Below are 25,772 nucleotides of genomic sequence, written 5' to 3' on the forward strand. Positions count from 1 at the left end.
CGCGGTAAGATTGTCGCAATCGCCTGCCGCCGCCGTCCGTGCGCGGCAGGTGCGTACCCAGCCTTTTACCGGACTCCTGTTTTGCTCAAGAAAATCTTCACCGGCCTGCTGCTGTCGCTGGCATTGCTCATCGTGGCGGCCCTGGCCGCGTATCTGTATTACTGGCGCCCCGCGCTGGCGCCCATCGATCCGCCCGCCGCCACGGCCTTTTCCCCGCAAGCGGTGGAGCGGGGCCGCATCCTGGCCGGCATGGGCAATTGCGCCGCCTGCCACACGGCCAAGGGCGGCGCCGAGTACGCGGGCGGCCACGGCCTGGCCACGCCGTTCGGCACGATCTATGCGACGAACATCACGCCCGACAGGCAAACGGGCATCGGCCGCTGGTCGCCGGCCGCCTTCCAGCGGGCCATGCGCGAAGGCGTGGGCCGCGATGGCGCGCATTTGTATCCCGTCTTTCCGTACACCCATTTCAACCTGGTCTCGGACGCCGACCTGACGGCCCTGTATGCGTATTTCATGACGCGCCCGCCCGTGTACGCGCCCGCACCCGCGAACAGCGTGCCGTTCCCCTTGAACCTGCGTCCCTTGCAGGCGGGCTGGAAGTTGCTGTTTTTCAAGCCGGCCAGCTTTCAGCTTGATCCCGCGCAAGGGCTGGACTGGAACCGGGGCCGCTATCTGGCCGAAGGCCTGGCCCATTGCGCCGCCTGCCACACGCCGCGCAATGCGCTGGGTGCCGAGCTTGCCGGCTCGGCCTATCTGGGCGCGTCCATCGACCACTGGTATGCGCCGGCCTTGACCAGCGCCAATGCGGCGCCCCTGCCGTGGACGCAGGACGAGCTGTACGCCTTCCTGCGCACGGGGGCGACGGCCCTGCACGGCGTGGCGGCCGGGCCCATGTCGGCCGTCGTGCACGAAGGCATGGGCGCTGCGCCCGATAGCGATATCCGCGCGCTGTCCGTGTATTTTGCCGGCGTGGCCGGGGCCGAGCAGCGCAAGGTGGATGCGGATGCCGTGATCAAGGCAGGCATCGAACGCTCGCAGCGCGTCAGCCTGGTCGACAACGACCGTGGCGCCAGCCTGTACGTGGCCGCCTGCGCGGCGTGCCATTCGAACAGCGATGGCCGGCCCGTGGCCCTGCGCCCGGAACTGAGCCTGAACAGCGCCGTCAGCGCGCCCGACCCCGCCAACCTGATCCAGGTGATATTGCACGGCATCGGCAAGGATGAGGCCATGCCCGGCGTGCTGATGCCGGGCTTTGCCGCTTCGCTGACGGACAACGACGTGGCCAACCTGGCCGCCTATCTGCGCCGCAGCCGGAGCCACCAGCCGGCCTGGACGAACCTGGAAGCGGCCGTGGCGCGTACGCGCGCCGGCAAGTAAGCATGAAAGTTTCTTATGTATGACACTTATCTATAACACTTATGTATAACATCACCGTGAATGGCCAGCCCTTCGGCACCGAGGCCGATGCCGGGACGCCCCTGCTGTGGGTGTTGCGCGACGAAGCCAACTTGAAAGGCACCAAGTTTGGCTGCGGCATCGGCATGTGCGGCGCCTGCACCGTGCACGTGGATGGCCGCGCCATGCGCTCGTGCATCACGCCGATTGCCGCCGTGGCCGGCTGCGCCATCACCACCATCGAAGGCCTCTCGCCCGATGGCACGCACCCTTTGCTGCGCGCGTGGCTTGCCACGCAGGCGCCCCAGTGCGGCTATTGCCAGTCGGGCCAGATCATGCAGGCGGCCACCTTGCTGCGCGACTATCCGCAGCCGACGGATGCGAATATCGATGCCGTCATGAGCGGCAACCTGTGCCGCTGCATGGCGTATGTGCGCATCCGCAAGGCCATCAAGCTGGCGGCCGGCATGGGGGAGACGCCCGGTGTTTAAGTTGCCTAAAGAAAATTCTTCCGCTCGTCCCCCGTCGCCGGGCCGGCGCGGTTTCCTGATCGCCGCCGCCGGCACGGGGTTTACGCTGGCTTTCCTGCGCGCCGACAGTACCTTGGCCGCCGGCAAGGCGCCACCTGCGCCGCCCGCCAAATCTGCCGCGCCCGTGTTCGATCCGACCATCTGGTTCGAGATCGACCGCGACGGCATGATCACCGTCAATATCGCCAAGGCGGAAATGGGCCAGCACATCGGCACGGCCCTGGCGCGCATCGTCGCCGAGGAGCTGGAAGCGGACTGGAGCAAGGTGCGCCTGCATTACGTGGACACGGATCCGAAATGGGGCTTGATGGTGACGGGCGGCAGCTGGTCCGTCTGGCAGAATTTCGATCCGCTCAGCCGAGCCGGCGCGGCCGGCCGCCTCGCGCTGGTCGAGGAGGGCGCGCGCCTGCTGCGCGTGCCCGTGTCCGCCTGCCACGCCCGGCTGGGCGTCGTGCATGGCAGGGGGCGCTCGATCGGCTATGGCGACATCGTGCGCCGTGGCAAGCTGGCGCGCCAGTACACGCCCGGGCAACTGAACGCCATCGTGCTGAAAACGCCGCAGCAGCGCAGCCTGATCGGCCAGCAGGTGCCGGCGCTCGACATCCCCGCGAAAATCAATGGCACCGCCGTGTACGGCATCGATGCGCAGGTGGAGGGCATGCTGTTTGCGCGCCCGAAGATCCCGCCCACGCGCTACGGCGCCAGGGTGGTCTCCATCGACGACTCGGCGGCAAAGAAAGTGCAGGGCTATCTGCGCAGCGTGGCGCTGCAGGACGCCAGCGGCACGGTGCCCGGCTGGGTCATGGTGGTGGCCGAAACGTATGCTGCCGCCATGCGCGCGGCCGACCTGGTGCAGGTGAAATGGCGGGCCGGCGCGGCGGCCCACGTGTCGGAGCAGGATATCGTCAGCTATGCGGGCAAGCAGCTGGCCGACGCCAGCCTGGGCGCCCGCGTGGTCGACGATGATGGCGTGGAGCAAGCGTTCAAGGATGCCAGCCTGCAATTGGAACGCCATTACACGACCAGCACCGTGCTGCATTTCCAGCTGGAACCCGTGAATGCGCTGGCGCAGGAGATCGACGGCGTCTGGCATATCCATGCGGGCAATCAATGGCAATCGCTGATCCTGCCCGTGCTGGCGCAGGCGTTGAAGGTGCCGGAGAGCAAGGTCATGCTGCATACCTATCTGCTTGGCGGCGGCTTCGGGCGGCGCCTGAACGGCGATTATTGCGTGCCGGCCGCGTTGGCGGCGCAAGCCGTGGGGCGCCCCGTCAAGATGATCTGCACGCGGTCCGACGATGCCCGTTTCGATTCGCCCCGTTCGCCGTCCGTGCAGCATGTGCGCATGGCGTTCGACGAGGCCGGCAAGGTGTCGGCGATGGTGCACGAGGCCAGCGCGGGCTGGCCCACGCAAGCGCTGATCCCCGCCTTGCTGGCCAAGGATAAGCAAGGCCATCCATACGACCCGTTCGCCATCGCCGGCGCCGACCACTGGTATGCGGTGGGCGCGCAGCGCGTGCGGGCCGTGTCGAACGACCTGGCCAACAGCAGTTTCCGCCCCGGTTGGCTGCGCTCCGTGGGGCCGGGCTGGACGAATTGGGCTGTGGAAAGTTTCATGGACGAGGCGGCGCAGGCGGCCAAGGTCGACCCGCTGGCGTTTCGTTTGTCCTTGCTGCAGGCGACGGGCCGCAATGCGGGCAGCGCGCCGAACGCCGTCGGCGGCGCCGCGCGCCTGGCCCACGTGCTGCGGCGGGCGGCGGACAAGGCGGGCTGGGGCACGGCCATGCCGCCCGACACGGGTCTGGGCATCGCCGCCACGTTCGGCCAGGAACGCGACATGCCCACCTGGACGGTGTGCGTGGCGCGGGTGAAAGTGGACCGCAGCACTTGCATGGTGAAAGTCGAAAAACTGTTCATGGTGATCGATGCGGGCAGCATCGTCGACCCCGATGGCGCGCTGGCGCAGGCCGAAGGGGGCGCCCTGTGGGGCGTGAGCATGGCCTTGCATGAAGGCACTGCCTTCCTGAATGGCGAAGTGAAGGATACCAACCTGAACACTTACACGCCGTTGCGCATGGCCGACGTGCCCGAGCTCGACATCGAATTCGTGGCCAGCACGGCAACTTCGACGGGCATGGGCGAGCCGCCCACGACAGCCGTGGCGCCCGCCATCGGCAACGCCATCTTCGCCGCCGTGGCCTCGCGCGTGCGGCATTTGCCGATCCGCCCGGAAGCGGTGCTGAAGGGGCTGGATCGGCACGGCGCCGTCTGATGCGGGTGTGTGGCGAATTTGACGTGCGCCGCGCATGAACGGACGCAGGCTGGTACACTGAGGTCTGCCGCTCAGGGCGCGCAGGCGGTGCCCGTTCCGGCAAGATCAACGCAACAGCAGCTTGATGTCAGTCCGATTTCAGCTCGATAGCGGAGGCAGCCATGCAAGAACAATTTGTCAGCATCACGGCCGATGAACTTCAAATGGACGGCGTGCTTGAAATGCCCGAGCGGCCCGTGGGCATCGTCCTGTTCGCCCACGGCGCGGGCGCCGACAGCGACTACCTGGGCGCCTCCAGCCATGCCACCTCCCAGGATTTTCTGCGGGCGGGCATCGCCACCTTGCGCTTCGACCAGGGCGGTGTCGGGCCTGGCGGCGGCAGCAATGGCCATGCGTATTTCGTGCGCAGCGATATCGTGCTGCTGGCGCGCCAGCTGGAAAAAGCCCTGGGCTGGCTGCAAGTCGACCCGTCCACGCGGCGCTTGCCCTGCGGCCTGTATGGTTATGGCACCAGCGCGGCCGTCGTGATGCAGCTGGCGGCCTGGCGCAGCGCGGAGATCGCCGCGCTGGCCGTCTGCGATGGCCAGGTGGAAATGGCGGGCAAGGCGGCGCTGGAAAACGTGCGCGTGCCATCGCTGCTGATCGTGGGCGGGCGCGATCCCGACGTGGCGGGCCTGAACCGCATGGCGTTTGCCACCTTGCGCTGCGACAAACAGCTGGAACAAATTGCCGCCCCTGGCGGCCCCGACACGCGCCACCAGGCGGCCCTGCTGGCCACGGACTGGTACATGCGCCATTTCAACGGGCATACCAGCACGGCGCAGTAGTTCAATCAGGCAGGTGCGTCAGGCAAGTGCGTCAGGCAAGGGCGCGCAGATTCCGCGCATGGAAGCGCACGTGCTCTTCCATGAAGCTGGCGATGAAGTAATAGCCATGGTCGTAGCCGGCATGGCGGCGCAGCCGCAAGGGCTGGCCGGCGTCGCGGCACGCCGCTTCGAATACCTCGGGGTGCAGTTGCTCGGACAGGAATTTGTCGGCCAGGCCCTGGTCGATCAAGATACCTTCGGGGAACAGTGGCGGCCGGCCCTGGAGGCCGCGCATCAGCGCGCTCGCATCGTACTGTTGCCAGCTGGCCGCGTCGCTGCCCAGGTAGCCCGTAAACGCTTTCTTGCCCCACGGACACTGGCTCGGTGCGGCGATGGGGGCGAAGGCGGAGACGGAGCGAAACAGCGCAGGATTGCGCAAGGCCAGCACCAGCGCGCCATGGCCGCCCATCGAGTGGCCGAAAATGCCCGTGCGTTGCGCATCGATCGCCAGTTCCTGTTCCAGCAGGGCGCGCAATTCCAGGATATAGCTGTACATGCGGTAGTGGCCGCTCCAGGGCGCCTCGGTGGCGTCCACGTAAAAGCCGGCGCCCGCGCCGAAATCCCAGGCATCCGTCTCGCCCGCGATATTCGCGCCACGGGGGCTGGTGTCGGGGGCGATCAGGATCAGGCCTTCCTCGGCCGCCACGCGCTGCGCGCCGCCCTTGATCATGAACGTTTCTTCCGTGCAGGTCAGGCCCGCCAGGTAAAACAGGGCGGGGCGTTTGGCGGTGACGGCGCTGCCCGGCGCCGTGTCGGGAATGAAGGCCGAGAAACGCATGGGCAAGCCGATGGCTTGCGCGTCGTGGCGATAAAAGCGTTGTACGCCGCCAAAACAGGCGTGTTCACTCAACAGTTCCAGCATGAATTCTCCTCGTTAATTGCACAGTATAGCCAGAGCGGCGCGGGGCCGGCACGCACTCAGCCCAGCATGGCCGCTAATGCAGGCAGGATGTCCTGTGCCGGGGCATCGGCCTTGAATGCCAGCAAATGGTCGGCGCGCGTCTTGCCCATGTTGATGGCGGCCACGGGTTTGTCCGTCTCGGCCGCCATGCGGCACAGGCGAAAGCTCGAATACACCATGACGGACGAACCCACCACCAGCAGGGCGCTGGCCGCATGCATCTTGCTTTCGGCCTCGGCCGCGCAGGCGGCGGGTACGCCATCGCCGAAAAACACCACGTCGGGCTGCAGGGTGCCGCCGCAGCGAGGGCAGGCAGGCACGTGGAAGGTGGCCAGATGGGACGGCTCCAGCAAGGCGTCGCCGTCGGGCGCCGGCGTGGCCGTGGCGCCCAGCATCTGGGGATTGTCGCGTTCGAGCTGATCCTGGATCAGACGGCGCGTGTGGCGGGCCCGGCAATCGAGACAGATCACACCATGTATGCTGCCATGCAACTCCGTGACGGCGGCGCTGCCTGCCTGCTGATGCAGGCCATCCACGTTTTGCGTGACCAGGCCGCCGATGCACTGGCGCTGCGCCAGTTGCGCGATGGCCAGGTGGCCGGGATTCGGCGTGGCGCACGCCAGGGTGGGCCAGCCCACCATGCTGCGTGCCCAGTAGCGGCGGCGCACGGCTTCCTGGCGGCGAAAATCGGGGCCTTGCACGGGGGCATTGCCGCGCCGCACGCCGTCCGCGTCGCGGTAATCGGGAATGCCGGACGCCGTGCTGATGCCGGCGCCCGTCAGCAGCAGCACGTCGGGATGGCGCCGCAGGAACTGCGCCAGCTGCTCGAGGGCGGCATCGTCGCTGGCGGGCTGCTGGCTGGATGAGGGAAAGTTGTGCATGATGCGCCATGCTAACCGAAAAGCGCGGCGCCGTTGCATGGGCAACATTTACTCCAGCTTCATGCCGAAACGCTGCAGCCGCGGCTGCCAATGCTCCTGGATATCGGCCGAGACGAGGATGCGCTCGGCCTTGCCGATCAGCAATGCACGGGGCACGAAGCCGAAGTAGCGCGAGTCGGCGCTGTTATCGCGGTTATCGCCCAGCATGAGGAAATGGTCGGCCGGCACCGTCACGGGGGCGAAGCTGCGGGCGGCGCCTGTGATTTGCGGCAAGACCTGGATGCGGTGCTGCTCGGTTGCGTTGCGCTCGCTGATGCGCTGCGCCGTCAGCTGGCCCAGGTGGGCGATGGTTTCGGGCGCCGTGTCGAGCGCCGTGTACTGGGCGGGCTGGCCATTGATGACCAGCTGTTCATTGCGCATTTCCACCGTGTCGCCGGGCAGGGCGATGATGCGCTTGATCAAGCGCGTGCCGTCTTTCGGCGAGGAAAAGGTGACGATATCGCCGCGCTGCGGTTCGCCCAGGCGCTGCAGCACGATATCGGTAAGCGGCACTTTCAGGTTGAAGGCGAGGCGGTTGACGAAGACCACGTCGCCCTCGAGCAGGTTGGGACGCATGGATGCCGACGGGATGGGATTCCAGTCCGCCACGGCCGTGCGGAACACGCCGAACAGCAGGAGAAACATCAAAAAACCTTTGTTGGCGCGCATCCATGTGCTCATGTCGGCTCTTTCGCTGGGCTGTGCCCGTGATGGGGAAGGAAGGCGCCCTTGCCGCTGGCGCCATATCACGATGCACGGCGAGACTGAAGCCAGTCTTAAATGCGCCGCATGCGCTGGCCGATGTTGCGTGCAGACGTCACCCCGTCAGTCTCATGGATGCCGGCATGGCGCATGCGTGTCGTCGCTGCCGTTGTGCAGGTGCTTGCCGTGCATTTCATCCCACAGTTCGCCCAGCGCCACCAGCAAGCCGCCGGCCACGAAGGGGATTGCCACCAGCCATGGTATGCTGTCGAGCCAGGGGCCCAGCAGGATGGCCGAGGCCACGGCGATGACGATGGCGCTGTACCAGAAGCGGTGCGGGTGCTGCAGGGTCAGCAGGTACTGAAAGTTGTTCATAAATCCTCCTTGGTGAGCAAGTGGAACAGCCTGACGGCCAGAATGGTGCTGACGGCAACGACGATGCAGCCGTCCAGAAAAAACAGCACTTTGCCAACCAGATGCATGCCCTGTACGAGATAGGCCGGCAGTTCCTGCGTTTCCGCCCACAGTGTGATGCGTGCCAGCACGATGGCGGCGAAGAAGATGGCGATGGCCAATGCCAGTATCAGCAGCACATGTGCGAACAGGTGTCGATGCAGTTTCATGTTGGACTTGGCAAGATATTAAAAATTCCCGAACCTTGACGTTATCAGTCCAATATCGTCCTGCTTTGCGCTGTGACAAAGTCGCGCCCAATAGGGGGAAAGTCGCGTTGACGCAGGAAAATGCCGCGTGTCAGCCCTTGGCGTTGTCGCTGCGCCGTTCAAAATACAGCAAGTCCGACCAGTCGCCCTGGAAAAGCATGGCTTTTTCCGAGCGCCCGTACTGGTGAAAGCCGTTGCGCTGCATGACGGCGACCGAACCCAGGTTTTGCGGCCGCGCCGTCGCTTCCAGGCGCCACAGTTCCAGTGGGCCGAACGCTTCTTCCAGCAGCAGGGCCACGACGCGCGTGGCGTAGCCGCGTCCGCCGAACCGTTCGCCGATGCGGTAACCGAGCGCCGCCTTGTTGAAATAGGGACGCGTGACGGCCGTCAGGTTGACCCTGCCGATGATCTGCCCGTCCAGCTTGGCCAGGTACTGGTAGGCGCGGTCTTGCTCGCGCTCGCGCTGCGCCTGTTCGATGGCGGCGGCGATGGCTTCCTCGTGGTAGTAGGACGGCGCCCGCGCCGTGACCCAGGTTTCAAAATAGGCGCGGTTGTCCAGTTCGAAGGCGAGCAAAGCGGGGAGGTCGGCGCTGGCCGGAGGGGATAATTGGAGGCGGTCGAGGTCTGGCATGGGATCTGGTCCGAAAGAGATGCGCCATTATAATCAGCTGGCGCATTCCGCCGCACACCCGCTTGCATTCATGAAGGAGCAGCATGCTATCCCATCTCTGCCTTGGCACCAACGACTTTCCCCGCGCCTACGCCTTCTATACGGCCTTGCTGGGAGAACTCGATCTGATCGAAAAATTTCATGATCCGGCCAAGCCCTGGGCGGGCTGGATGGCGCGGCAGGCGCCGCGTCCCCTGTTCGTGCTGACGGCGCCGCACGACGGCTTGCCGGCTACGTCCGGCAATGGCCAGATGACGGCCTTGCTGGCCGCCAGCCGCGCGCAGGTGGACCGCTGCTACCAGGCCGTGCTGGCGCTGGGTGCCGTGTGCGAGGGGCCGCCCGGATTGCGGCCCCATTATCACGCCCATTACTATGGCGCCTACTTCCGCGACCTCGACGGCAACAAGCTGTGCGTCTGCTGCCACGCCGAGGAGTGACTCAGCGCGGGCCCCACACCTCGTCTTCCGTCCAGCCCAGTTCCGCAAAATCCTGCGCCCGCTCGTGCGCTTCGCCGGCGCAATAGAACTCGTCGAGCTGGGGCGGCGCGACGCGCGTGCCGGCCAGCATGGCGTGCACCTGCCCCCGGTGGTGGATCTGGTGCTGGAACACATGCGCCAGCAGGCGCAGGCGCGTGTCGACTTGCGGCGTGTCGCGCAGGATCGTCACGGGCCGCGGCAGGTCAAGGTCGCACAGACTGCGGCAATGGGCGATCAGGCGCAGGTCCGATGCGCGCTGCGCCGCGTGCAGGGCCGCGCAATCGGTGAACGGTTCATCCTGTTCAAAGAAGACATAGCAGTCGGCATGGGGCGCTTCGCCGCGCAGCTCGCGCTCGAGCGCGTCGAGATAAAACCAGTCGCATGTGAGGATGTGGTTCAGCGTGAACTGGATGGTGGGAAAAAAACTGACGCGCGTGGCCTGGAACTCGGCCAGGGTCAGCTGCCCGCACGCTTTCAGCAGGCGGTGGTTGGCCCAGGCGTTGTTGTACGCCTGGCTGGTGAGGTAGTGCGCAAGTGGATTGTTCATGCTGGATCGCTGGTTGGGCAGGGCAGGGTTCATGTCGTGCCACTTTAGCATGTTGCGGCAGATGGACAAGGCCGGCCACGCCCGCCGCACCGGCGCTGCCGTCATCAAGTAAAATCGCGCAGCGGATTTCGCGATAGTGATGCACATAGGGCTGGAAGAATAACATGGGTTGGATAGGAAAATTACTGAACGGCGGCGACGACAAAAACAAGGCTGCGCCCCTCACGGCAGCGGCGGCGCCCGAGATGGCGCGGCAGCCAGCGACCATCGCCGAAATCGATGCCGTCTACTACCGCTGGCTGGCGGCCGCCGGTTCGGCGCAGGCGCCGGCGGAGGCGGAACGGCAGATTCTGGACGAATTGGCGCGCCTGGCCCGTGAACCGGTCGCCGGCGCCGCGCTGATACCGCGCATTCCGGCCATCATTCCCCAGTTGATGCGGACCTTGCAAGATGAAAACATGAGCGCGGCCAAGCTGTCGGCCCAGCTGGCCCAGGACGTGCTGCTGGTCGCCGAGGTCTACCGCGAAGCGAACCGGCCCTGCTACCATTCGCGCTACAACGCCAGCCCGTCGATCAACAACATGGAAGGCGCCATCATGCTGCTGGGGCAAAACGGCATGCGCATGCTGCTTGCCCGCGTCGCCTTCCGTCCCATCGTCAGCATGCAAAGCGGCGGCCTGACCATACGCACGGCGCCGCTGATCTGGCGCCAGTCCGAGAAATGCGCGCTGGCGGCCAACCTGGTCGCGCCGGCCATGCAGGCCAACGCCTTCGACGCCTATCTGGCGGGATTGATGGCCAATGTCGGCCTGGTGGTGGCCTTCCGGCTGATCGATCAGATGCATGCGCCCGATGCCTTTCCGCAATCGGACGCCTTCATTGCCCAGGTGTTTGCGCAGGCGCGCATCCTGTCGGTACGGATCGCCGAACTATGGGAGTTTCCCGAGTCCGTGACGCGCGCGATCGGGCAGGCCGGCGTCGCCGCCCACGCCGATGGCGATCCGCAAGCGCAAGCGCTGGCGCTGGGCGAGCGCTTGAGCAAGCTGCGCATGCTGGTCGACACGGGCCGCTTTCCTGCCGATGATCCCTTTGTGATGACGGGACTGAGCAAGGCCGAGCTGCAGGTGTTTGACAAGCTGGCCGACGACGAGGACGACGACGAGGAGTGATGGCCGCAGGCCGCTCAGCGCGCGAAATACAGTGCGTGCAGATGTTCGAGGTCGACATCAACCGCCGCCTGCGACAGCGCCACCTTACCGCTTTGCATCAGGTAGACGTGGTCGGCCACGCCGACGGCGCGCGCCGTGTTCTGCTCCACTAAAATGATGGTGCGCTTGCCGTCGTTCAGGCGCGCGAGGATCTCGAACAGCTCATTGACCACCAGCGGGGCCAGGCCCAGCGACGGTTCGTCGATGATCAATAATGACGGGTCCGACATCAAGCCCCGCGCCATCGCCAGCATCTGCGCCTCGCCGCCGGAGAGCGAGCCGGCCAGCTGGCGGCGCCTCTCGTGCAGGCGCGGGAACATGGCGTAGGCTTCGGCCAGGCGCGCCGGCATGTGGCTGCGGTGCTCCTTCGGAAAAGCGCCCATGATCAGGTTTTCTTCCACGCTCATGTCGCGGAATGTCATGCGGCCTTCCGGGATCATCGTGACCCTCGCGTCGCTCATCTTCCACGTCGGCGTGCCGTTGATGGCCACGCCGTCGAGCGCGATGCTGCCCGCGCCCACGGGCAGCAAACCCATGATGGCGCGCAGCAGGGTCGTCTTGCCGGCCCCGTTCGGTCCGATGATGGTGGTCAGCTTGCCCTTCTGGATCGACAGCGACACGTCCCACAGCACATTGATGGCGCCATAGCCGGCGCGCAGATTTTCTATGTTAAGCATGCGCTGCTCCCGTATAGCTTTCGATGACGGCCGGATCGCGGAAGACGGCATCCGGCGTGCCGTCGGCGATCAGCTGGCCAAAATTGAGCACGGCCACGCGCTGGCACAGATTGCTGATGGTCTCGATATCGTGCTCGATCATGACGATGCCCACGCCAAAGGCGGCATGCAAATCCTTGAGCATGCCCATGAAGCGGCGCTTGCCGTTTGTTTCCAGGCCGGCCAGCACTTCATCTAACAGCAGCAATTTCGGATTGGTGGCCAGCGCCTTGGCCACTTCCAGCGCTTTGAGTTCCGTCAGCGCCAGTTCGCTGGCCGCGTCGCGCCCGGCCTTGTCCGCCAGGCTCGTAAAATCGAGGATTTCATCGATCTTGCGCATGTCCACCTTGCCGGTGCCGAAGCGCTGCGCCACGACGAGGTTTTCGCGCACCGTCAATTCATGCATCGGTTGCGGGATCTGGAAGGTGCGGCCCAAGCCCAGGCGGGCGCGCTGGTACATGGGAGTGGCCATGATGTCGCGCCCCTCGAAGCGGATGCCGCCGCTGGTGGGGCGCACCAGCCCGGAAATCGCGTTGAACAGGGTGGTCTTGCCGGCGCCGTTCGCGCCCACCAGGCCGATCACGTCGTGGCTGCCCACTTTTAAGGTGACGGAATCGACGGCCGTCAGGCCGCCGAAGCGCACGGACACATTATCGAGTTCAAGCATGTGCTTTCTCCTTCGCTTTGAACATGTTTTTCAGCCATTTTTGCAGCAGCGGCAGCAAGCCGTTCGGACTGAAGACGATCATCGCCACCAGCAGCACGCCCAGCACCAGCTGGTGACCCGTGGGGATCAGCGACTTGAAGATCAGCTGGTCGACCAGGTAGACCACGACGGCGCCCAGCACGGGGCCGAGTATGGTGCGGTAGCCGCCGAAGATGGCCGCCACGATCGGCAAAGTCACCCACAGGCTGTTGAAGGCGTAGTCGGGCTCGAGGAAGTTGATGTAGTGGGCGTTGAAGGCGCCGAACAGGCCCGCCATGAAGGCCGACACGAGCAGCATCGCGCCTTTCAGCAAGGTGCTGTTGACGCCGACGACGCGCGTGGCGTCTTCGCTGTCGTGCATGGCGCGCAGGGCGATGCCGTAATGGCTGGCGCGGATGCGGCCGTAGGCAAAGGCGCACGCCACCACCAGGGTCAGCACCACCAGGTAGGCGCCCGTCTTGCTGGCCAGGTCGAAGCCGAAGACGGTGGGCAAGGCCGGGATATTGTTGATGCCGCCGGCGCCGCCCGTCACGGCACTCCATTCCGTGGCCAGGATGCGGAAGATGTGGGCGTAGGCGAGGATGGCCAGCGCAAAATACGGCCCGCGCAGCCGCAGCACGGGCAGCATGATGACGGCGGCGATGGCCGCGCCCGCGCCGCCCAGCAGCATGGCGGCAAACACGGGCAAGCCCAGTTTCACGGTGGCCAGCGCGGAGACATACGCCCCCACGCCGAAGAACGCGGCATGGCCGAAGCTGACCATGCCGCCCAAATTACCGAGCAGGGCCCAGGACATGGCTACGCCGCCGATGATCAGCGCCGCCACCACCATGCTCATCACATACTGGTTTGCGCCCAAGGCCAGCGGCACGGCGACATACGCGGCCAGCAGCAGGCCGGCCGTTGAAATCAGTGTCGAGCGCTTCATCCGCGCCTCCGTTGTGCGCCGAACAAGCCGTTTGGCATGATGAACAACACCAGCAGGAACAGCACCATGCCGGACAATTCCTGCAGCGCGGAGCTGGCCAGGGTGACGGTCAGCGCTTCGGCCACGCCCAGCAGCACGGCGGCCAGCAGCACGCCGGGTATCGAGCCGATGCCGGCCAGCACCGTGATGATGAAGGCTTTCACCGTCAGCGCGCCGCCGTAGGCCGGCTGGATCACGCCATAGCTGAACAGGGCCACGCCGGCGAAGGCGGCCAGGATGCCGGCGACCAGGAACGAGACCAGTTCCGTGCGGCCCGGATCGATGCCCATCAGCTTGGCCGCGTCGCGGTTGCTGGACACGGCGCGCACGGCGCGGCCATACCAGCTGGTCGACAGCCAGCGCCACAGGGCCGCCATCAGCACCAGGCTGACGCCAAAGAAGATCACTTCGCTGCGCATGCTGAAAAACGGGCCGATCTCGAAGCCTTCCTGCAGCCAGCTCGACGAGGTCGAGCGGATGTCGGCCTTCCAGACCAGCAAAATGAAATTGGTGAGGATGACGCCGATGCCGTAGGTGAGGATCAGCGAATTGATTTCGCGGTCCTTCTTGATGCGGCTGACGATCAGGTAGACGCCGACCGATGTCAGGCTGACGATCACCAGCGCGATGGGAATGGCGAACATGGGGCCCAGGCCCAGGCCCGATTCCACGCTGTAGGCGATGTAGGCGGCCAGCAGCACCAGTTCGCCGTGCGCCAGGTTGATCACTTTCATGGTGCCGAACACCAGCGCCAGTCCCAGTGCGATCAGGGCGTAGGAGCCGCCCTGCAGCAAGCCCGAATACAGGGCTTGCAAGATTAATTCTGTCATGTCGTCATCCCGTCAGGCAGGCCGGCGCATCGCGCACCGGCCTGCCGTTCATCGGTGCGCGCCCCAGCGGACACGCGCGTGTGCAGCGGGAGGCTGCTGTTACCAGGGCAGGGCTGGATAGGCCAGCTTGCCCGTCGCGTGTTCCTTCGGCCAGACGATCACCACCTTCTTGTCCTGGTGCTGCGCCATGCGGTGCACGAAGTTCTGGTTGTCGCCGTTGGCGGCGAACTGCACCCGGCCGATCAGCGTGTCGCGGTCCGTCTTGCGCATCTCGTCGGCCACGCCGCCTTTCTTCAGCGTGCCCTTGTCGGCCGCGCGCGCGATCGCCTCGAACAGCAGCATCGACTGCACATAGCCGAACTGGCCCAGGTAGTCCGGCTCCTTCTTGTACAGCTGCTTGTAGGCGTCGCTGAAGGCCTTGCCGTCGGCCGTCTTGAATTCGGTTGGGAAGGGCAGCAGGGCCGTGCCGAAGACGTTCGGCATCAGGTCGGGGAAGTCGGACGCCATCTTCGGCGTGGCCAGCGACCACACGCCCACCATGGCCTTGATCTTCGGTTTCAGCACGCGGGCGGCGCGGATGATGCCCACGTAATCGTTTTCGTAGCCGACCATGGCCACCACTTCGGATTTATCCTGCAGCTTGATCTTGTTGATGATGGGCTTGAAGTCCGTGATCGCCGGGTCGAACGAGTGCGTCGTCACCTTCACGCCCTTGGCGGCCAGGGCCTTTTCCACGTCTTTCGCCAGGCCCGTGGTGGCGTCCTTGGTCGAATACACGATGGAAACGGATTTTGCACCCACGTCCTGCAGCAGTCCCAGCATGGCTTTTTCGTAGCCGGCCGTGTTATTGATGCGGAAAAAATTCTTGCGCCCGCTGGTCACCAGGCTGTCGTCCACGCCGCCCGAGGTGATGTAGACGAGGCCCAGTTTATTCGCCGTGTCCGAGGCGGGCGAGATATTGTTCGAGCCATAGCCGCCCGTGATGGCCACCACGCCCTGGCTGGCCAGCTTTTCCACGGCGGCGATGGCCTTGGCGGGCGCCGATTCGTCGTCGACGGTGATGATCTTGATGGTGTGCTTGCCGTTGGTCTTGTTGAATACCTCGGCCGCGACCATGATCCCTTCCTGCATGCCGGCGCCGACCCGCGCCAGGTTGCCCGTCAGCGGGATTTCCGCGCCGACCAGGAATTCGTCGGCGCTGGCGTGCGCCATCCAGGCGCTGGCGACCAGCGCTGCCATGGCGATGCGTGTGTAGGTGCGTTTCATCGTGTCTCCTCCGGTGATGTGGCTTGGTTTTATTGTCGGGTCTGGTACTGCATGGTCAACTTATCGTGCATTCTGCGCCATTTGCCGCAGCTGCCCCTTTAAAATCTTGCCCGTGGCGGCCGCCGGCAGCGCTTCCATGACGATGATGGCGGACGGGCACTTGTACGGCGACAGGGTCTGCGCCAGCCAGGCCTGTAATTCTGCCACGCTGGCAGGCTGGCGCGGGTCCAGCTCCACGTAGGCGATGACGTCCTCGTTGCCATCGGCCAGGGTGCGTCCCACGACGGCCGACTGCACCACGGAAGCGTGGGCGTTGAGCGCCGTTTCCACTTCCAGCGGATACACATTGAAGCCGGAGCGGATGATCAGTTCCTTGGTGCGGCCCACGATGAAGAGGGCGCCGTCCGGGTCCTGGCGCGCCATGTCGCCCGTGTTGAGCCAGCCGCCGTCGCGCATGGTGGCCGCCGTCATGGCCGGTTCGCGGTAATAGCCGGCCATGATGTTCGGCCCGCGTATCCACAGTTCCCCCGGCTCGCCCGGCGCCACGTCCTTGCCGGCCACGTCGACCACGCGTACTTCCACGCCGGGGATCGGCATGCCCACGGAGTCGTCGCGGCGCGGCGTTTCCAGGCGCGTCTGGCTGATGGTGGGAGCGCTTTCCGTCATGCCGTAGCCATTGTGCAGCGCGGTGCCCAGCAGTTTCTCCACCTCGCGCTTGAGCGACGGCGCCAGCGGCGAGCCGCCCGCGTACGCAAAGCGCAGCCGGGTCGGCAGCGGCGTGTCGGCGCCGCCCAGGGTTTGCAGCAGCTTGGCGTACATGGCGGGCACGCCCTGCACGATGGTCAAGCCGTCGTCCTTCAGGGCCGAGAGCAGGCCGTCGACGGAAAAGCGCGGCACCAGGTACAGCGCGGCGCCCGCATACAGGGTGCCCAGGGCCACCGATGCCAGGCCGTACACGTGGGAAATCGGCAGCACGCCGTAGGCGCGGTCGGTGCTGCTCAAGCCGCGCAGGGTGCTGGAGACGGCGGCGATGAACAGCAGGTTGCGGTGCGTGAGCATCACGCCTTTTGATTGCCCCGTCGTGCCCGTCGTGTAGATCAGCGCGGCCACCTGTTCGTTGCCGGGCACCGTGTCTTCCGCGATGGCCGCCTCGTTCAAGTCGCCCGCCAGCAGCTCGCCCATGCCGTCGACCGTGGCGCTGGCCGCGCCCAGACGCGCCGCATGCGTGGCCGCTTCCGGCGAAGCGCCGGCCAGGAACAGCACGCGCCGCGCACTGGAATGCATGGCGATGGTGTCGATCTCGCGCGCCGACAGCCGTGCATTGACGTTGACGATCCAGGCGTCGATGCTGGCGGCGGCAAAGATCAGCGCCACCTGCAGCGCACAGTTTTCGCCCACCACCATCAGGCGGTCGCCGGCGCGCACGTCCAGTCGGCGCAGCAGCTGCGCGGCGCTGTCCACACTGTGCCGCAGCTGGGCGTAGGTCCAGCTGCGGCCCCCTTCATGCAGCGCGGGCGCGTCCGGCGCGCGCGCCGCCCAGTAGGCGGGGATGGCCGACAGGCGCGCCGGCAAGTGGGCCAGCAGGGCGGGAATGTCCATCGCGGCCTCCTTCACTTTTGCGCTGCCTTGATCATGTTGCGGGCGATGACGATCTGCTGGATCTGCGTCGTGCCTTCGTAGATGCGGAACAGGCGCACATCGCGGTAGAAGCGTTCGGCCGCGTATTCGCTGATGTAGCCGGCGCCGCCGTGGATCTGCACGGAGCGGTCGGCGACTCTGCCGCACATTTCGGAGGCGAACAGCTTGCAGCACGACGCTTCCGTCGAGATGTCTTCCTTGTTGTCGCGCCGGCGCGCCGCGTCGAGCACCATGCTGCGCGCCGCGTAGATTTCCGCCTTGCTGTCGGCCAGCATGGCCTGGATCAGCTGGAATTCGGCGATGGGCTGGCCGAACTGCTGGCGCTCCATCGCGTAGGCCAGGGCGTCGGCCAGCATGCGTTCGGCCGCGCCCACGCAGACGGCGGCGATGTGCAGCCGGCCCTTGTCGAGCACCTTCATGGCTGTCTTGAAACCCACGCCTTCCTTGCCGCCGATGATGTTCGCGGCGGGAACGCGGCAATTTTCGAAGATGACGTCGCAGGTATGCGCGCCTTGCTGGCCCATTTTCTTATCTATTTTGCCCAGGGAAAGGCCTGGCGTATCCTTTTCCACGATGAAGGCGGAGATGGCCGAGGCGCCGCGCTTGACGGGGTCCGTGCGGGCCATGACGGTAAAGATGCTGGCCTCGGGCGCATTGGTGATGTAGCGCTTGCTGCCGTTGAGGATATAGAAGTCGCCGTCGCGCACGGCCGTCGTGCGCAGCGAGGCGGCATCCGACCCCGATCCCGCTTCCGTCAGGGCGAACGAGCCGATGATCTCGCCGGCCGCCAGCTTGGGCAGATAGTATTGTTTTTGCGCTTCCGTGCCGTCGATGACGATGCCTTGCGAACCGATGCCGTTGTTCGTGCCGATCAGCGAGCGGAAGGCGGGCGAGGTGCGGGCGATTTCAAAGGCCACGCGCACTTCCTCTTCCATGCTCAGTTCCAGGCCGCCGTAGGCTTCCGGGATGGACAGGCCGAACAGGCCCAGTTCGCGCATCTGCGCCACGATGGCGGGCGGGATCGTGTCCGTTTCGGCCACCAGCGCCTCGTTCGGCACCAGCACTTCGCGCACGAAACGGGCGATGCTGTCGAGCAGGATGTTCAGGGTTTCTTCGTCGCGTATCATCGGTTTCCTCGGCGCTTTGAGTTGATCTGTCGTTGAGAGGGGGCGCGCAGTCTAACCGCGGCCCAGGTTTTTTTCCACTGTCTTGACCAGGGCGACCAGACGCGGTCCCAGGTCGGATTCGAGTTTTTCGCGCGACAGCAGGAAGGCGGGGCCGCCGCAATTGAAGGCCATCACCTGTTCGCCGTCGGCTCCCAGCATGGGCACGCCCACGGCATGCACGTCGTTCTGCCACTCGCCGGCGGAGATGCAAAAGCCCCGGTCCTGGTAATCCTTGAAGCCTTGCTCGATGCCGGCCTTGATGCGCGGCCAGCGCTCCGTCTCATGTACCCTGGCGTGGTCCATCAGGTAGTCGCGTTCGGCCTGCGGCAGGATGCACAGCAGGGCCTTGCCCATGGCCGTCGTCATCAGGGGAATGCGCGAGCCGACGTCGAGGCGCAGGGTGACGTTGGCGCTGCTGCGGCACGTTTCCACGTAGACCATGCTGAGGCGGTCGCGCGTACCCAGCGACACGGACGCCTGCGCATGTTCGGCCAGTTCCTCCATCAGCGGACGCGCCATCTTGCGCACGTCGAGGTTCGACAGCATGCGGTAGCCGAGGGCCAGCACGCCGGCGCCCAGCTGGTACTTGCCCAGGTTGTCCGAATAATTGAGGTAGCCCAGTTTGGTGAGGGTGTAGGTGAGGCGCGAAATGGTGGGCTTGGGGATGCCCGTGCGCTTGGCCATGTCCGCGTTCGACAGATAGATTTCGCCGGGACGAAAGCAGCGCAGCACTTCCAGGCCGCGCGCCAGCGCGTTGACGAACTGGCGGTCCTTGCCTTCCTCGTCATCGCCGAAGACGATGATTTCCGGATCCGTTGCGGCCTGAATATTTGTCATATTTGCATTCATTTTCGAACTCCCTGGAAATCAGTTTGCCTAGCCGCATCCTGCATGTCAATCGTTTTGTGAAACATTCGTTCGCACAGCGAAATGCTGCAGTGCATGAAAAAAACGTGAGGAATTGACTTGCGCGAGGGCTTTTGCCCTTGCCGCTTGAGTATCGCTATATACATCTGTATATTGCGCCGTTGGATGACGGCCGCCGCATGCGTGGCCGCTTTTTTTGCATATCGCTATATAAGACGATATATAACGGAAGAGAGCAAGATGACGATGGTGAAACAGGTAATGGCAGGCGCCGTGATGCTGGCGCTGGCGCAGATGGCGCAGGCGCAGCAGACAAGCGGCAAGGATGAGGCGGCGGCGTTCGTGCTGGGCACGGTGACGGTGGTAGGCCAGCGTGAACAGGCAGGCCAGATGGAACAGCAGGTGGGCGCGCAAGTGAGCCGCGCCGAGATGCGCCGCTTTAACCGCGACAACGTGGGCGACGCATTGAATTTGCTGTCCGGCGTGTCGCTGTCGACCAATGCGCGCAACGAGAAAACCGTGGCCATCCGCGGCTTCGATGCGCGCCAGGTGCCGCTGTACATCGACGGCATTCCCGTCTACGTGCCGTATGACGGCTACGTCGATTTCAACCGCTTCACGACGTCCGACCTGGCCGCCATCCAGGTGGCCAAGGGCTTCAGTTCCGTGGCCTACGGCGCCAATACCCTGGGCGGCGCCATCAACCTGGTGTCGCGCAAACCGACGGCTTTGATGGAAGGCGATGCGTCAGTGGGATTCGGTTCGGGCAGCGAGCGCCAGGTGTCGGCCAACGCGGGCACGAACCAGGGCCTGTGGTATCTGCAGGCGGGCGTGTCGTATATCGACAGCGACGGCTTTCCTCTGTCGTCGGACTTCCGTCCCACGGCCACGGAAGGCGGCGGCATGCGCAATAACGCCTATCGCAAGGACCACAAGCTGTCGTTCAAGGTGGGCTACACGCCCGATGGTGCGCAGGCGGGCGACGAGTATGCGCTCAGTTACTACAAGCAGCATGGCGAAAAGGGCCAGCCGCCATCGACGAATCCCGTTGGCGCGCGCTACTGGCAATGGCCATACTGGAACAAGGAAAGCGTGTATCTCGTCTCGCAGACGCGCCTGGGCCGGCAGGAACGCCTGAAACTGCGCTTGTACCACGACAGCTATGACAATGAAATCACCTCGTTCACCAATGGCAGCTACAGCACCATCAAGACCAGCGGCCAGGGCAGCGTCAGCGGCGGGAGCAGCATCTATAACGACCGCACGAATGGCGGCGCGGTGGAGCTCGAATCGTTCCGCCTGGCCGCGCACAGCCTGCGCCTTGTGGCCAGCTACAAGGCCGACGAGCACCAGGAACGCGATGGCAAGGGCGTGCGCACCACTTGGTACAAGGACGCGCTGTGGACCCTGGGCGCGGAAGACAGCATCGCCCTCAATGCGGCGACGGAACTGTCGCTGGGCGCCTCGCGCAACGCACTGCGTCCGGACACGGTCTACAGCGCCGGCAATGCCTACACCTTGCCCGATAATCAATCGGCCACCGACCTGCAGGCGGGATTGTTCCACAAGACCGGTCTTGACTCGCGCGTGTATGCCACCGTGGCGCGCAAGTCGCGCCTGCCGACCCTGAAGGACCGCTACTCGCAGCGCCTGGGCACGTATATCGAAAACCCGGCCTTGCGCGCCGAGCAGGCGATGAATTACGAGCTGGGGTATCAAGGAAGCATGCAGGGTGCCAGCCTGGAAGCGGCGCTGTTCTACAGCGACGTGAAGGACAAGATCCAGAGCGTGGCGAACGTGGCGGGCGTGCGTTCGCAGATGCGCAACGCGGGCAGGGCGCACATCAGCGGCGTGGAGCTGGGCGTGCGCGGCCGCGCCGGCGCCTGGCTCGATTTCGGCGGCAATTACACGTACACGGAGATGAAGAACGTCAGCGACCGCGCCATCCGCCTGACGGACGTGCCGCGCCACAAGCTGACGGCGCACGCCGTGCTGCACGCGGCGCGCCAGGTCGACGTGGTGGCCATCGCGGAAGCGAACAGCGGGCGCTGGGTCTCGAACACGCTGGAGCTGGGCGGCTTTGCGGCAGTGAACCTGAAGGCCGTGTACCGCCCCCTGCCGGCCTTGACCTTGGAAGCGGGCGTGAACAACGTGGCTGACCGCAACTACGCGCTGGCCGACGGTTTTCCCGGCGCGGGCCGCACCTGGCTGGCCAATGCGCAGTACCAGTTCTGATTTTTTGATTGTTCCATGAAAGGACACAGCATGTTGAAGACCATACTGACGAACCTCGTTTCGGCGGCGCTGCTGGCGGCGGCCCCCGCATGGGCCGGCCCGGCGCCGGCGCGCGCGAATATGAGCCACGCGCTCACCGTGACGGGCAAGGTGGCAGCGCCGTTGACCCTGACGGTGGCCGGCCTGCGCCAGCTGCCGCCGGCCAATGGCGGAGAGATTGCCGTCACGCGCCACAATGGCGACAAGGCCGAAACCATCACCAGTTACAAGGGCGTGCGCCTGCGCGACATCCTCGACAAGGCGGCGCTGGACGCGCCCGGCCACAACGACGTCAAGAAGCTCGCCATCATCGCCACGGCCACCGATGGCTATGCGGTGGTGTTTTCCTGGGGCGAGCTGTATAACGCGCCGGCCGGCGAGGGCGTGATCGTCTATTATGAAAAAAACGGCAAGGCCCTCGACGACAGCGATGGCGAAATCGCCCTCATCTCGGCCAAGGATATCCGCACGGGTCCGCGCCATGTGAAGTGGCTGAACGCCATCGAGGTGCGCAAGCTGGTGGAGTGATGCGCAGCTGATACTAAAAAAACGCGCCGTGGAGCCATCCCCGGCGCGTTTTTTCTATGCCGCCAGCGCTTGCCGCATGGCCTTGCCCGCCACGTCGAACAAGCCGCGCGCCGCTGGCGTCAGGCCCAGCATGTGTATCGATGCATGGATCATGCCGTCGAGCTGCACGCATTGCGCCGCCACGCCGTCGTCGCGCAAATACCGCGCATAGGCTTCGCCTTCGTCGTGCAGCGGGTCGTATTCGCATACCAGCACGGTCGCCGGCGGCAGGTCCTTGAGCGACGCGGCCTGCAGGGGCGCCGCGTAGGGCTGCGCGCCGTCAGCCGGCTCGTTCAGGTAGGCCGACCAGCAAAAGCGCATCGCTTCCCGCGTCAGCGAATGGCCTTCCGCATAGCGCTGGTAGGACGGCGTGTCGAAGGAAAAATCGAGCGCCGGGTACAGCAGCAACTGGTGCGCCAGCGCGGGTCCCGCCTGGTCGCGCGCCATCAGGGCGGCGGCCGCCGCCAGGTTGCCGCCTGCGCTGTCGCCGCCCACGGCCAGCCGTTTCGCATCGATGCCCAGCATCTCCGCCTGCTCGGCGACCCAGCACAGGGCCCCGTAAAAGTCGTTCAGCGGCACGGGAAACTTGTGCTCGGGCGCCAGCCGGTAGTCGACGGAAAAGATCACGCAACCGGTGGCGTTGGCCAGCGCGCGGCAGGGATTGTCGTACAGCTCCAGCGAGCACAGACACCATCCTCCGCCATGCGCGAAGACGATGGCCGGCAAGGGCTGCTCCGTGTCCGCGCCGGCGGGCACGTAGGCGCGCACGGTGAGCGCATGCTCGCCCGGCAGCACGTAATCCGTGACGGACGCGACGTCTTCCAATGGCCCTTGCAGCTGGCGCAGTCCCGTTTCCGTGGCCACGCGCAGCTCCGCCAGCGAGGCGGGCGGCGGCGCATCCCTGGTCTGTTCCAGCCAGGCGGCGATCAGCGGATCGAGGCTCATGCGGGCTCTCCGGCCAGGAACGGCAGCAGGTGGGCGATGAACGCTTCCGGCTGTTCTTCCATGATGAAGTGGCCGCATTCGGCAACGATGGCGCCTTGCAGGATGTCCGCCTTGCCCTGCATGGTCAGCAGCGGCGCGTCGTTGGTGGCGTGGTCGGCGCCGATGGCCAGCACCGGCATGGCCAGGCGCGTCTTCGCCCGCTCGAGGTTTTGCCGGATGGTTTCCGGAATCGCCCGGTAGTAGGCGAAGCCGGCGCGCAGCGCGCCCGGCGTGGCATACGCGTCCGCATACACGTCGACGGCCACCTTGTCGCGGCGGTAGGACCAGCGGTCAAGGATGAAGCGGATGTATTCGCGTTCCTTGCCCGCCGTGAGCATTTCCGGCAAATCGAGCACCTGGTTGAACATGAAGTGCCACAGGAAGATGTTATCCGACGGCGCGACGAAAATCGGCGGCGCCGGGGCCAGGCCGGGAATCACGGCTTCCGTCAGCGCCAGTTTCGTCACTGCCTGCGGGAAGTCGCTGGCCAGCGCGTAGCCGACCCACATGCCGATGTCGTGGCCAACCACGTCGTACTGCGTGTGGCCCAGGGCCAGCATGGCGCGATGCAGGGTGGCGGCAATGGTGCCCGTATCGTAGCCATCGGCCGGGCGGCTCGAATGGCCGCTGCCCGGCGGATCGATGGCGATGGCCTGGTAGCCGCTGGCGGCCAGCGCCGCCATCACGTGGCGCCACGCATACCAGGTTTGCGGCCAGCCGGGGATCAGCAGCACGGGTTTGCCGGTGCCGGGACCGGCGATGACGCAATGCAGGCGCTGGCCGTCGATGCGGACGTAGTCGTGAATGAAGTCGTTCATATGTTTCCTTGATTAGTGATGCTCGATGCCGAGCAGGGTATTGATCTGTTGTGCGCTGACGGGGGCGCCGGCGAAGTCGTCGAAGATCTTGTCGGTCACGGGAATGATGTGGGCATTGATGAAGGCCACGCCTTCGCGCGCGCCCACTTCCTGGTCCTTCAGGCAGCATTCCCATTCCAGCGTGGCCCAGCCCGCGTAGTCGTTCTGCGCCATCTTCGAGAAGATGGCCTTGAAGTCGACCTGGCCGTCGCCCAGCGAACGGAAACGCCCGGCGCGGTTTTCCCACGACTGGTAGCCGCCGTAGATGCCTTGCCGCCCCGTCGGATTGAACTCCGCATCCTTCACATGGAACATGCGGATATGGTCTTTGTAGATGTCGATGAATTCCAGGTAGTTCAGCTGCTGCAGCACGAAGTGGCTGGGGTCGAACAGCATCTTGCAGCGCGGGTGGCGGCCCACGCGCTCGTAGAACATCTCGAAGCTGATGCCGTCGTGCAGGTCTTCGCTGGGATGGATTTCGTAGCACAGGTTGATGCCCTGTTCCTCGCACACGTCGAGGATGGGCAGCCAGCGGCGTGCCAGTTCGTCGAAGGCCGCCTCGATCAGGCCGGGCGGGCGCTGCGGGAACGGGAACAGGTAGGGCCAGGCGAACGAGCCGGAGAACGTGCCCATGTCGGTCAGGCCCAGGCGTTTCGACGCCATGGCCGCCAGTTTCACTTGCTCGATGGCCCACTCGGTGCGCGCGGCCGGCTGGCCGTGCAGATGTGCCGGGGCGAAGCTGTCGCACAGCGCGTCGTAGGCCGGGTGCACGGCCACCAACTGGCCGAGGATGTGCGTCGTCAGTTCGCTGATGACCAGGCCATGGCTGGCCAGCATGGCGACCAGGTCGTCGCAGTATTGCTGGCTGTGCGCGGCCTGTGCCACGTCGAACAGGCGCGCATCCCAGGCGGGGATCTGCAGGGCCTTGAAGCCCATGCCTGCCGCCCACTCGGCGATGGCGGGCAGGGTGTTGAAGGGCGCCGTGTCGGCGGCGAATTGTGCCAGGTGCAGGCTTGGTCCTTGGATGGTTTTCATATCGGCTCCTATTGTTTGTCGATCGACAAAGAATAGGCGAAATTCTTGGCGCGGTCAAGCCCGGGATGCAAAATAAATCGCGAACGCGCCGTGGGCGCCAGGCGTTATACTGGCCGCCACTTCGCAAGCAGAGGATCAAGATGGCAGGAAGACCGAGGGAATTCGACCGCGCGCTGGCGCTGGCAAAGGCGCGCGACGCGTTCTGGACGCGCGGCTACGAGGGGGTGTCGATGGCCGACCTGGTGGCGGCGCTGGGCATCGCCTCGGCGCGCATCTACGCGGCGTTCGGCTCGAAGGAGCAGCTGTTCCGCGAAGCCGTGGAATTGTACGAAACGGGAGACGGCGCATTTGCCGTGCACGCGCTGGCGGCCAGCCTGAACGTGCGCGACGCGGTGGCGCGCATGCTGGAAGAAGCCGTGCTGCTGTATACGCGCAGCGGCCAGCCGCAAGGCTGCATGGTGGTCACGGCCGCCACGAACACGAGCGCGGAAAACGCGGGCATCGCCGACTGGCTGGCGCAGCACCGCCGCGCGCGCACGCAAGCCGTCATCGAGCGCCTGCGCGCGGCGCAACTGGCAGGGGAATTAAAAGGGGAAGCCGACGTGCAGGCGCTGGGCGACTACTATGCGGCCTTGCTGCATGGCTTGTCGGTGCAGGCGCGCGACGGCATTCCCGCCGAACGGCTGCTGGCGCTGATCACGCCGGCGATGGCGCCATTGGCGCTGGAAATGAAAAACTAGACTATCT

Annotated in this window: 27 protein-coding genes; 9 read left to right on the plus strand and 18 right to left on the minus strand. The window is 65.4% G+C overall.

Annotated elements, in window-relative coordinates:
- Positions 1-81 precede the first annotated feature (81 nt).
- The 4 genes from AC07VH_RS12535 (at position 82) to AC07VH_RS12550 (ending at position 5,027) form a co-directional block, all read left to right on the plus strand.
- On the plus strand, positions 82-1,380 hold the full coding sequence (locus tag AC07VH_RS12535) for a cytochrome c (RefSeq protein WP_494788058.1): 1,299 nt from the start codon (positions 82-84) through the stop codon (positions 1,378-1,380).
- A gap of 41 nt (positions 1,381-1,421) precedes the next feature.
- Positions 1,422-1,889 (plus strand): (2Fe-2S)-binding protein, encoded by a 468-nt coding sequence (locus AC07VH_RS12540; RefSeq protein WP_494788059.1) that lies wholly within the window; start codon positions 1,422-1,424, stop codon positions 1,887-1,889.
- A complete protein-coding gene (locus tag AC07VH_RS12545; RefSeq protein ID WP_494788060.1) occupies positions 1,882-4,200 on the plus strand; it encodes a xanthine dehydrogenase family protein molybdopterin-binding subunit in 2,319 nt (772 codons plus the stop codon). The genes AC07VH_RS12540 and AC07VH_RS12545 overlap by 8 nt, the downstream gene beginning before the upstream one ends.
- Positions 4,201-4,361: 161 nt before the next feature.
- Positions 4,362-5,027, plus strand: coding sequence for a dienelactone hydrolase family protein (locus tag AC07VH_RS12550; RefSeq protein WP_475416250.1), 666 nt, complete (start codon positions 4,362-4,364; stop codon positions 5,025-5,027).
- Positions 5,028-5,058: 31 nt separating this feature from the next.
- On the opposite strand, the gene fghA is transcribed toward AC07VH_RS12550, so the two are convergent.
- From fghA to AC07VH_RS12580, 6 genes are all read right to left on the minus strand, one after another.
- On the minus strand, positions 5,059-5,928 hold the full coding sequence (gene fghA, locus AC07VH_RS12555) for an S-formylglutathione hydrolase (protein ID WP_494788061.1): 870 nt from the start codon (positions 5,926-5,928) through the stop codon (positions 5,059-5,061).
- 56 nt (positions 5,929-5,984) lie between these two features.
- Positions 5,985-6,848 carry an NAD-dependent protein deacetylase gene (locus AC07VH_RS12560; protein ID WP_494788062.1) on the minus strand — a complete coding sequence of 288 codons (864 nt, stop codon included), beginning with the start codon at positions 6,846-6,848 and terminating at the stop codon, positions 5,985-5,987.
- Positions 6,849-6,896: 48 nt separating this feature from the next.
- Positions 6,897-7,568, minus strand: coding sequence for a signal peptidase I (gene lepB / locus AC07VH_RS12565; protein WP_475416247.1), 672 nt, complete (start codon positions 7,566-7,568; stop codon positions 6,897-6,899).
- A gap of 150 nt (positions 7,569-7,718) precedes the next feature.
- Positions 7,719-7,964 (minus strand): hypothetical protein, encoded by a 246-nt coding sequence (locus AC07VH_RS12570; RefSeq protein ID WP_494788063.1) that lies wholly within the window; start codon positions 7,962-7,964, stop codon positions 7,719-7,721.
- Complete coding sequence (locus AC07VH_RS12575) at positions 7,961-8,212, minus strand: hypothetical protein (RefSeq protein WP_475416245.1); 252 nt, start codon at positions 8,210-8,212, stop codon at positions 7,961-7,963. Before AC07VH_RS12575 ends, AC07VH_RS12570 begins: the two co-directional genes overlap by 4 nt.
- A 130-nt stretch (positions 8,213-8,342) precedes the next feature.
- Positions 8,343-8,882 carry a GNAT family N-acetyltransferase gene (locus AC07VH_RS12580; RefSeq protein ID WP_494788064.1) on the minus strand — a complete coding sequence of 180 codons (540 nt, stop codon included), beginning with the start codon at positions 8,880-8,882 and terminating at the stop codon, positions 8,343-8,345.
- Between the two features lie 83 nt (positions 8,883-8,965).
- Here AC07VH_RS12580 and AC07VH_RS12585 point away from each other — a divergent pair, with 83 nt between their 5' ends.
- Positions 8,966-9,358, plus strand: coding sequence for a VOC family protein (locus AC07VH_RS12585; RefSeq protein ID WP_475416243.1), 393 nt, complete (start codon positions 8,966-8,968; stop codon positions 9,356-9,358).
- 1 nt (position 9,359) lies between these two features.
- On the opposite strand, the gene AC07VH_RS12590 is transcribed toward AC07VH_RS12585, so the two are convergent.
- Positions 9,360-9,944, minus strand: a complete 585-nt coding sequence (locus AC07VH_RS12590; RefSeq protein ID WP_494788065.1) for a DinB family protein — start codon at positions 9,942-9,944, stop codon at positions 9,360-9,362.
- Positions 9,945-10,108: 164 nt separating this feature from the next.
- On the opposite strand from AC07VH_RS12590, the gene AC07VH_RS12595 reads away from it, so the two are divergent.
- On the plus strand, positions 10,109-11,113 hold the full coding sequence (locus AC07VH_RS12595; RefSeq protein ID WP_494788066.1) for an HDOD domain-containing protein: 1,005 nt from the start codon (positions 10,109-10,111) through the stop codon (positions 11,111-11,113).
- Positions 11,114-11,127: 14 nt separating this feature from the next.
- On the opposite strand, the gene AC07VH_RS12600 is transcribed toward AC07VH_RS12595, so the two are convergent.
- The 8 genes from AC07VH_RS12600 to AC07VH_RS12635 all read right to left on the minus strand — a co-directional run bounded on the left by AC07VH_RS12600 (position 11,128) and on the right by AC07VH_RS12635 (position 19,278).
- Positions 11,128-11,829, minus strand: coding sequence for an ABC transporter ATP-binding protein (locus AC07VH_RS12600; RefSeq protein WP_494788067.1), 702 nt, complete (start codon positions 11,827-11,829; stop codon positions 11,128-11,130).
- On the minus strand, positions 11,822-12,535 hold the full coding sequence (locus AC07VH_RS12605) for an ABC transporter ATP-binding protein (protein ID WP_494788068.1): 714 nt from the start codon (positions 12,533-12,535) through the stop codon (positions 11,822-11,824). The genes AC07VH_RS12600 and AC07VH_RS12605 overlap by 8 nt, the downstream gene beginning before the upstream one ends.
- Positions 12,528-13,502, minus strand: coding sequence for a branched-chain amino acid ABC transporter permease (locus AC07VH_RS12610; RefSeq protein WP_494788069.1), 975 nt, complete (start codon positions 13,500-13,502; stop codon positions 12,528-12,530). Before AC07VH_RS12610 ends, AC07VH_RS12605 begins: the two co-directional genes overlap by 8 nt.
- Positions 13,499-14,371 (minus strand): branched-chain amino acid ABC transporter permease, encoded by an 873-nt coding sequence (locus tag AC07VH_RS12615; RefSeq protein WP_035817692.1) that lies wholly within the window; start codon positions 14,369-14,371, stop codon positions 13,499-13,501. The genes AC07VH_RS12610 and AC07VH_RS12615 overlap by 4 nt, the downstream gene beginning before the upstream one ends.
- A 99-nt stretch (positions 14,372-14,470) precedes the next feature.
- A complete protein-coding gene (locus AC07VH_RS12620) occupies positions 14,471-15,637 on the minus strand; it encodes an ABC transporter substrate-binding protein (RefSeq protein ID WP_494788070.1) in 1,167 nt (388 codons plus the stop codon).
- A gap of 60 nt (positions 15,638-15,697) precedes the next feature.
- Positions 15,698-17,236, minus strand: a complete 1,539-nt coding sequence (locus AC07VH_RS12625; protein WP_494788071.1) for a class I adenylate-forming enzyme family protein — start codon at positions 17,234-17,236, stop codon at positions 15,698-15,700.
- An 11-nt stretch (positions 17,237-17,247) separates the two neighbouring features.
- Complete coding sequence (locus tag AC07VH_RS12630; protein ID WP_034782861.1) at positions 17,248-18,402, minus strand: acyl-CoA dehydrogenase family protein; 1,155 nt, start codon at positions 18,400-18,402, stop codon at positions 17,248-17,250.
- 51 nt (positions 18,403-18,453) lie between these two features.
- The gene (locus AC07VH_RS12635) at positions 18,454-19,278 is read right to left on the minus strand and encodes an IclR family transcriptional regulator (protein ID WP_494788072.1); all 825 of its coding nucleotides are present in this window, start codon (positions 19,276-19,278) and stop codon (positions 18,454-18,456) included.
- 270 nt (positions 19,279-19,548) lie between these two features.
- Between AC07VH_RS12635 and AC07VH_RS12640 the strand changes: the two genes are divergently transcribed.
- Both AC07VH_RS12640 and AC07VH_RS12645 read left to right on the plus strand, forming a co-directional pair.
- Complete coding sequence (locus AC07VH_RS12640; RefSeq protein WP_494788073.1) at positions 19,549-21,543, plus strand: TonB-dependent receptor plug domain-containing protein; 1,995 nt, start codon at positions 19,549-19,551, stop codon at positions 21,541-21,543.
- Positions 21,544-21,573: 30 nt separating this feature from the next.
- Positions 21,574-22,110, plus strand: a complete 537-nt coding sequence (locus tag AC07VH_RS12645) for a molybdopterin-dependent oxidoreductase (RefSeq protein WP_494788074.1) — start codon at positions 21,574-21,576, stop codon at positions 22,108-22,110.
- A gap of 54 nt (positions 22,111-22,164) precedes the next feature.
- Here the strand turns inward: AC07VH_RS12645 and AC07VH_RS12650 are convergent, their stop codons facing one another.
- Genes AC07VH_RS12650 through AC07VH_RS12660 form a run of 3 tightly spaced genes read right to left on the minus strand, consistent with a single transcriptional unit; the run spans position 22,165 to position 25,025 of the window.
- Entirely contained in the window at positions 22,165-23,094 is a 930-nt protein-coding gene (locus AC07VH_RS12650; RefSeq protein WP_494788075.1) for an alpha/beta hydrolase, read from the minus strand.
- A complete protein-coding gene (locus AC07VH_RS12655; protein ID WP_494788076.1) occupies positions 23,091-23,951 on the minus strand; it encodes an alpha/beta fold hydrolase in 861 nt (286 codons plus the stop codon). The genes AC07VH_RS12650 and AC07VH_RS12655 overlap by 4 nt, the downstream gene beginning before the upstream one ends.
- 12 nt (positions 23,952-23,963) lie before the next feature.
- Positions 23,964-25,025, minus strand: a complete 1,062-nt coding sequence (locus tag AC07VH_RS12660; RefSeq protein ID WP_489627996.1) for a sugar phosphate isomerase/epimerase family protein — start codon at positions 25,023-25,025, stop codon at positions 23,964-23,966.
- Between the two features lie 140 nt (positions 25,026-25,165).
- Here AC07VH_RS12660 and AC07VH_RS12665 point away from each other — a divergent pair, with 140 nt between their 5' ends.
- Positions 25,166-25,765: a TetR/AcrR family transcriptional regulator gene (locus AC07VH_RS12665; RefSeq protein ID WP_494788077.1), complete on the plus strand. Its 600-nt coding sequence runs from the start codon at positions 25,166-25,168 to the stop codon at positions 25,763-25,765.
- The last annotated feature ends 7 nt before the right edge of the window (positions 25,766-25,772 follow it).

The sequence above is a fragment of the Janthinobacterium sp. GW821-FHT03C10 genome, from assembly GCF_059420865.1.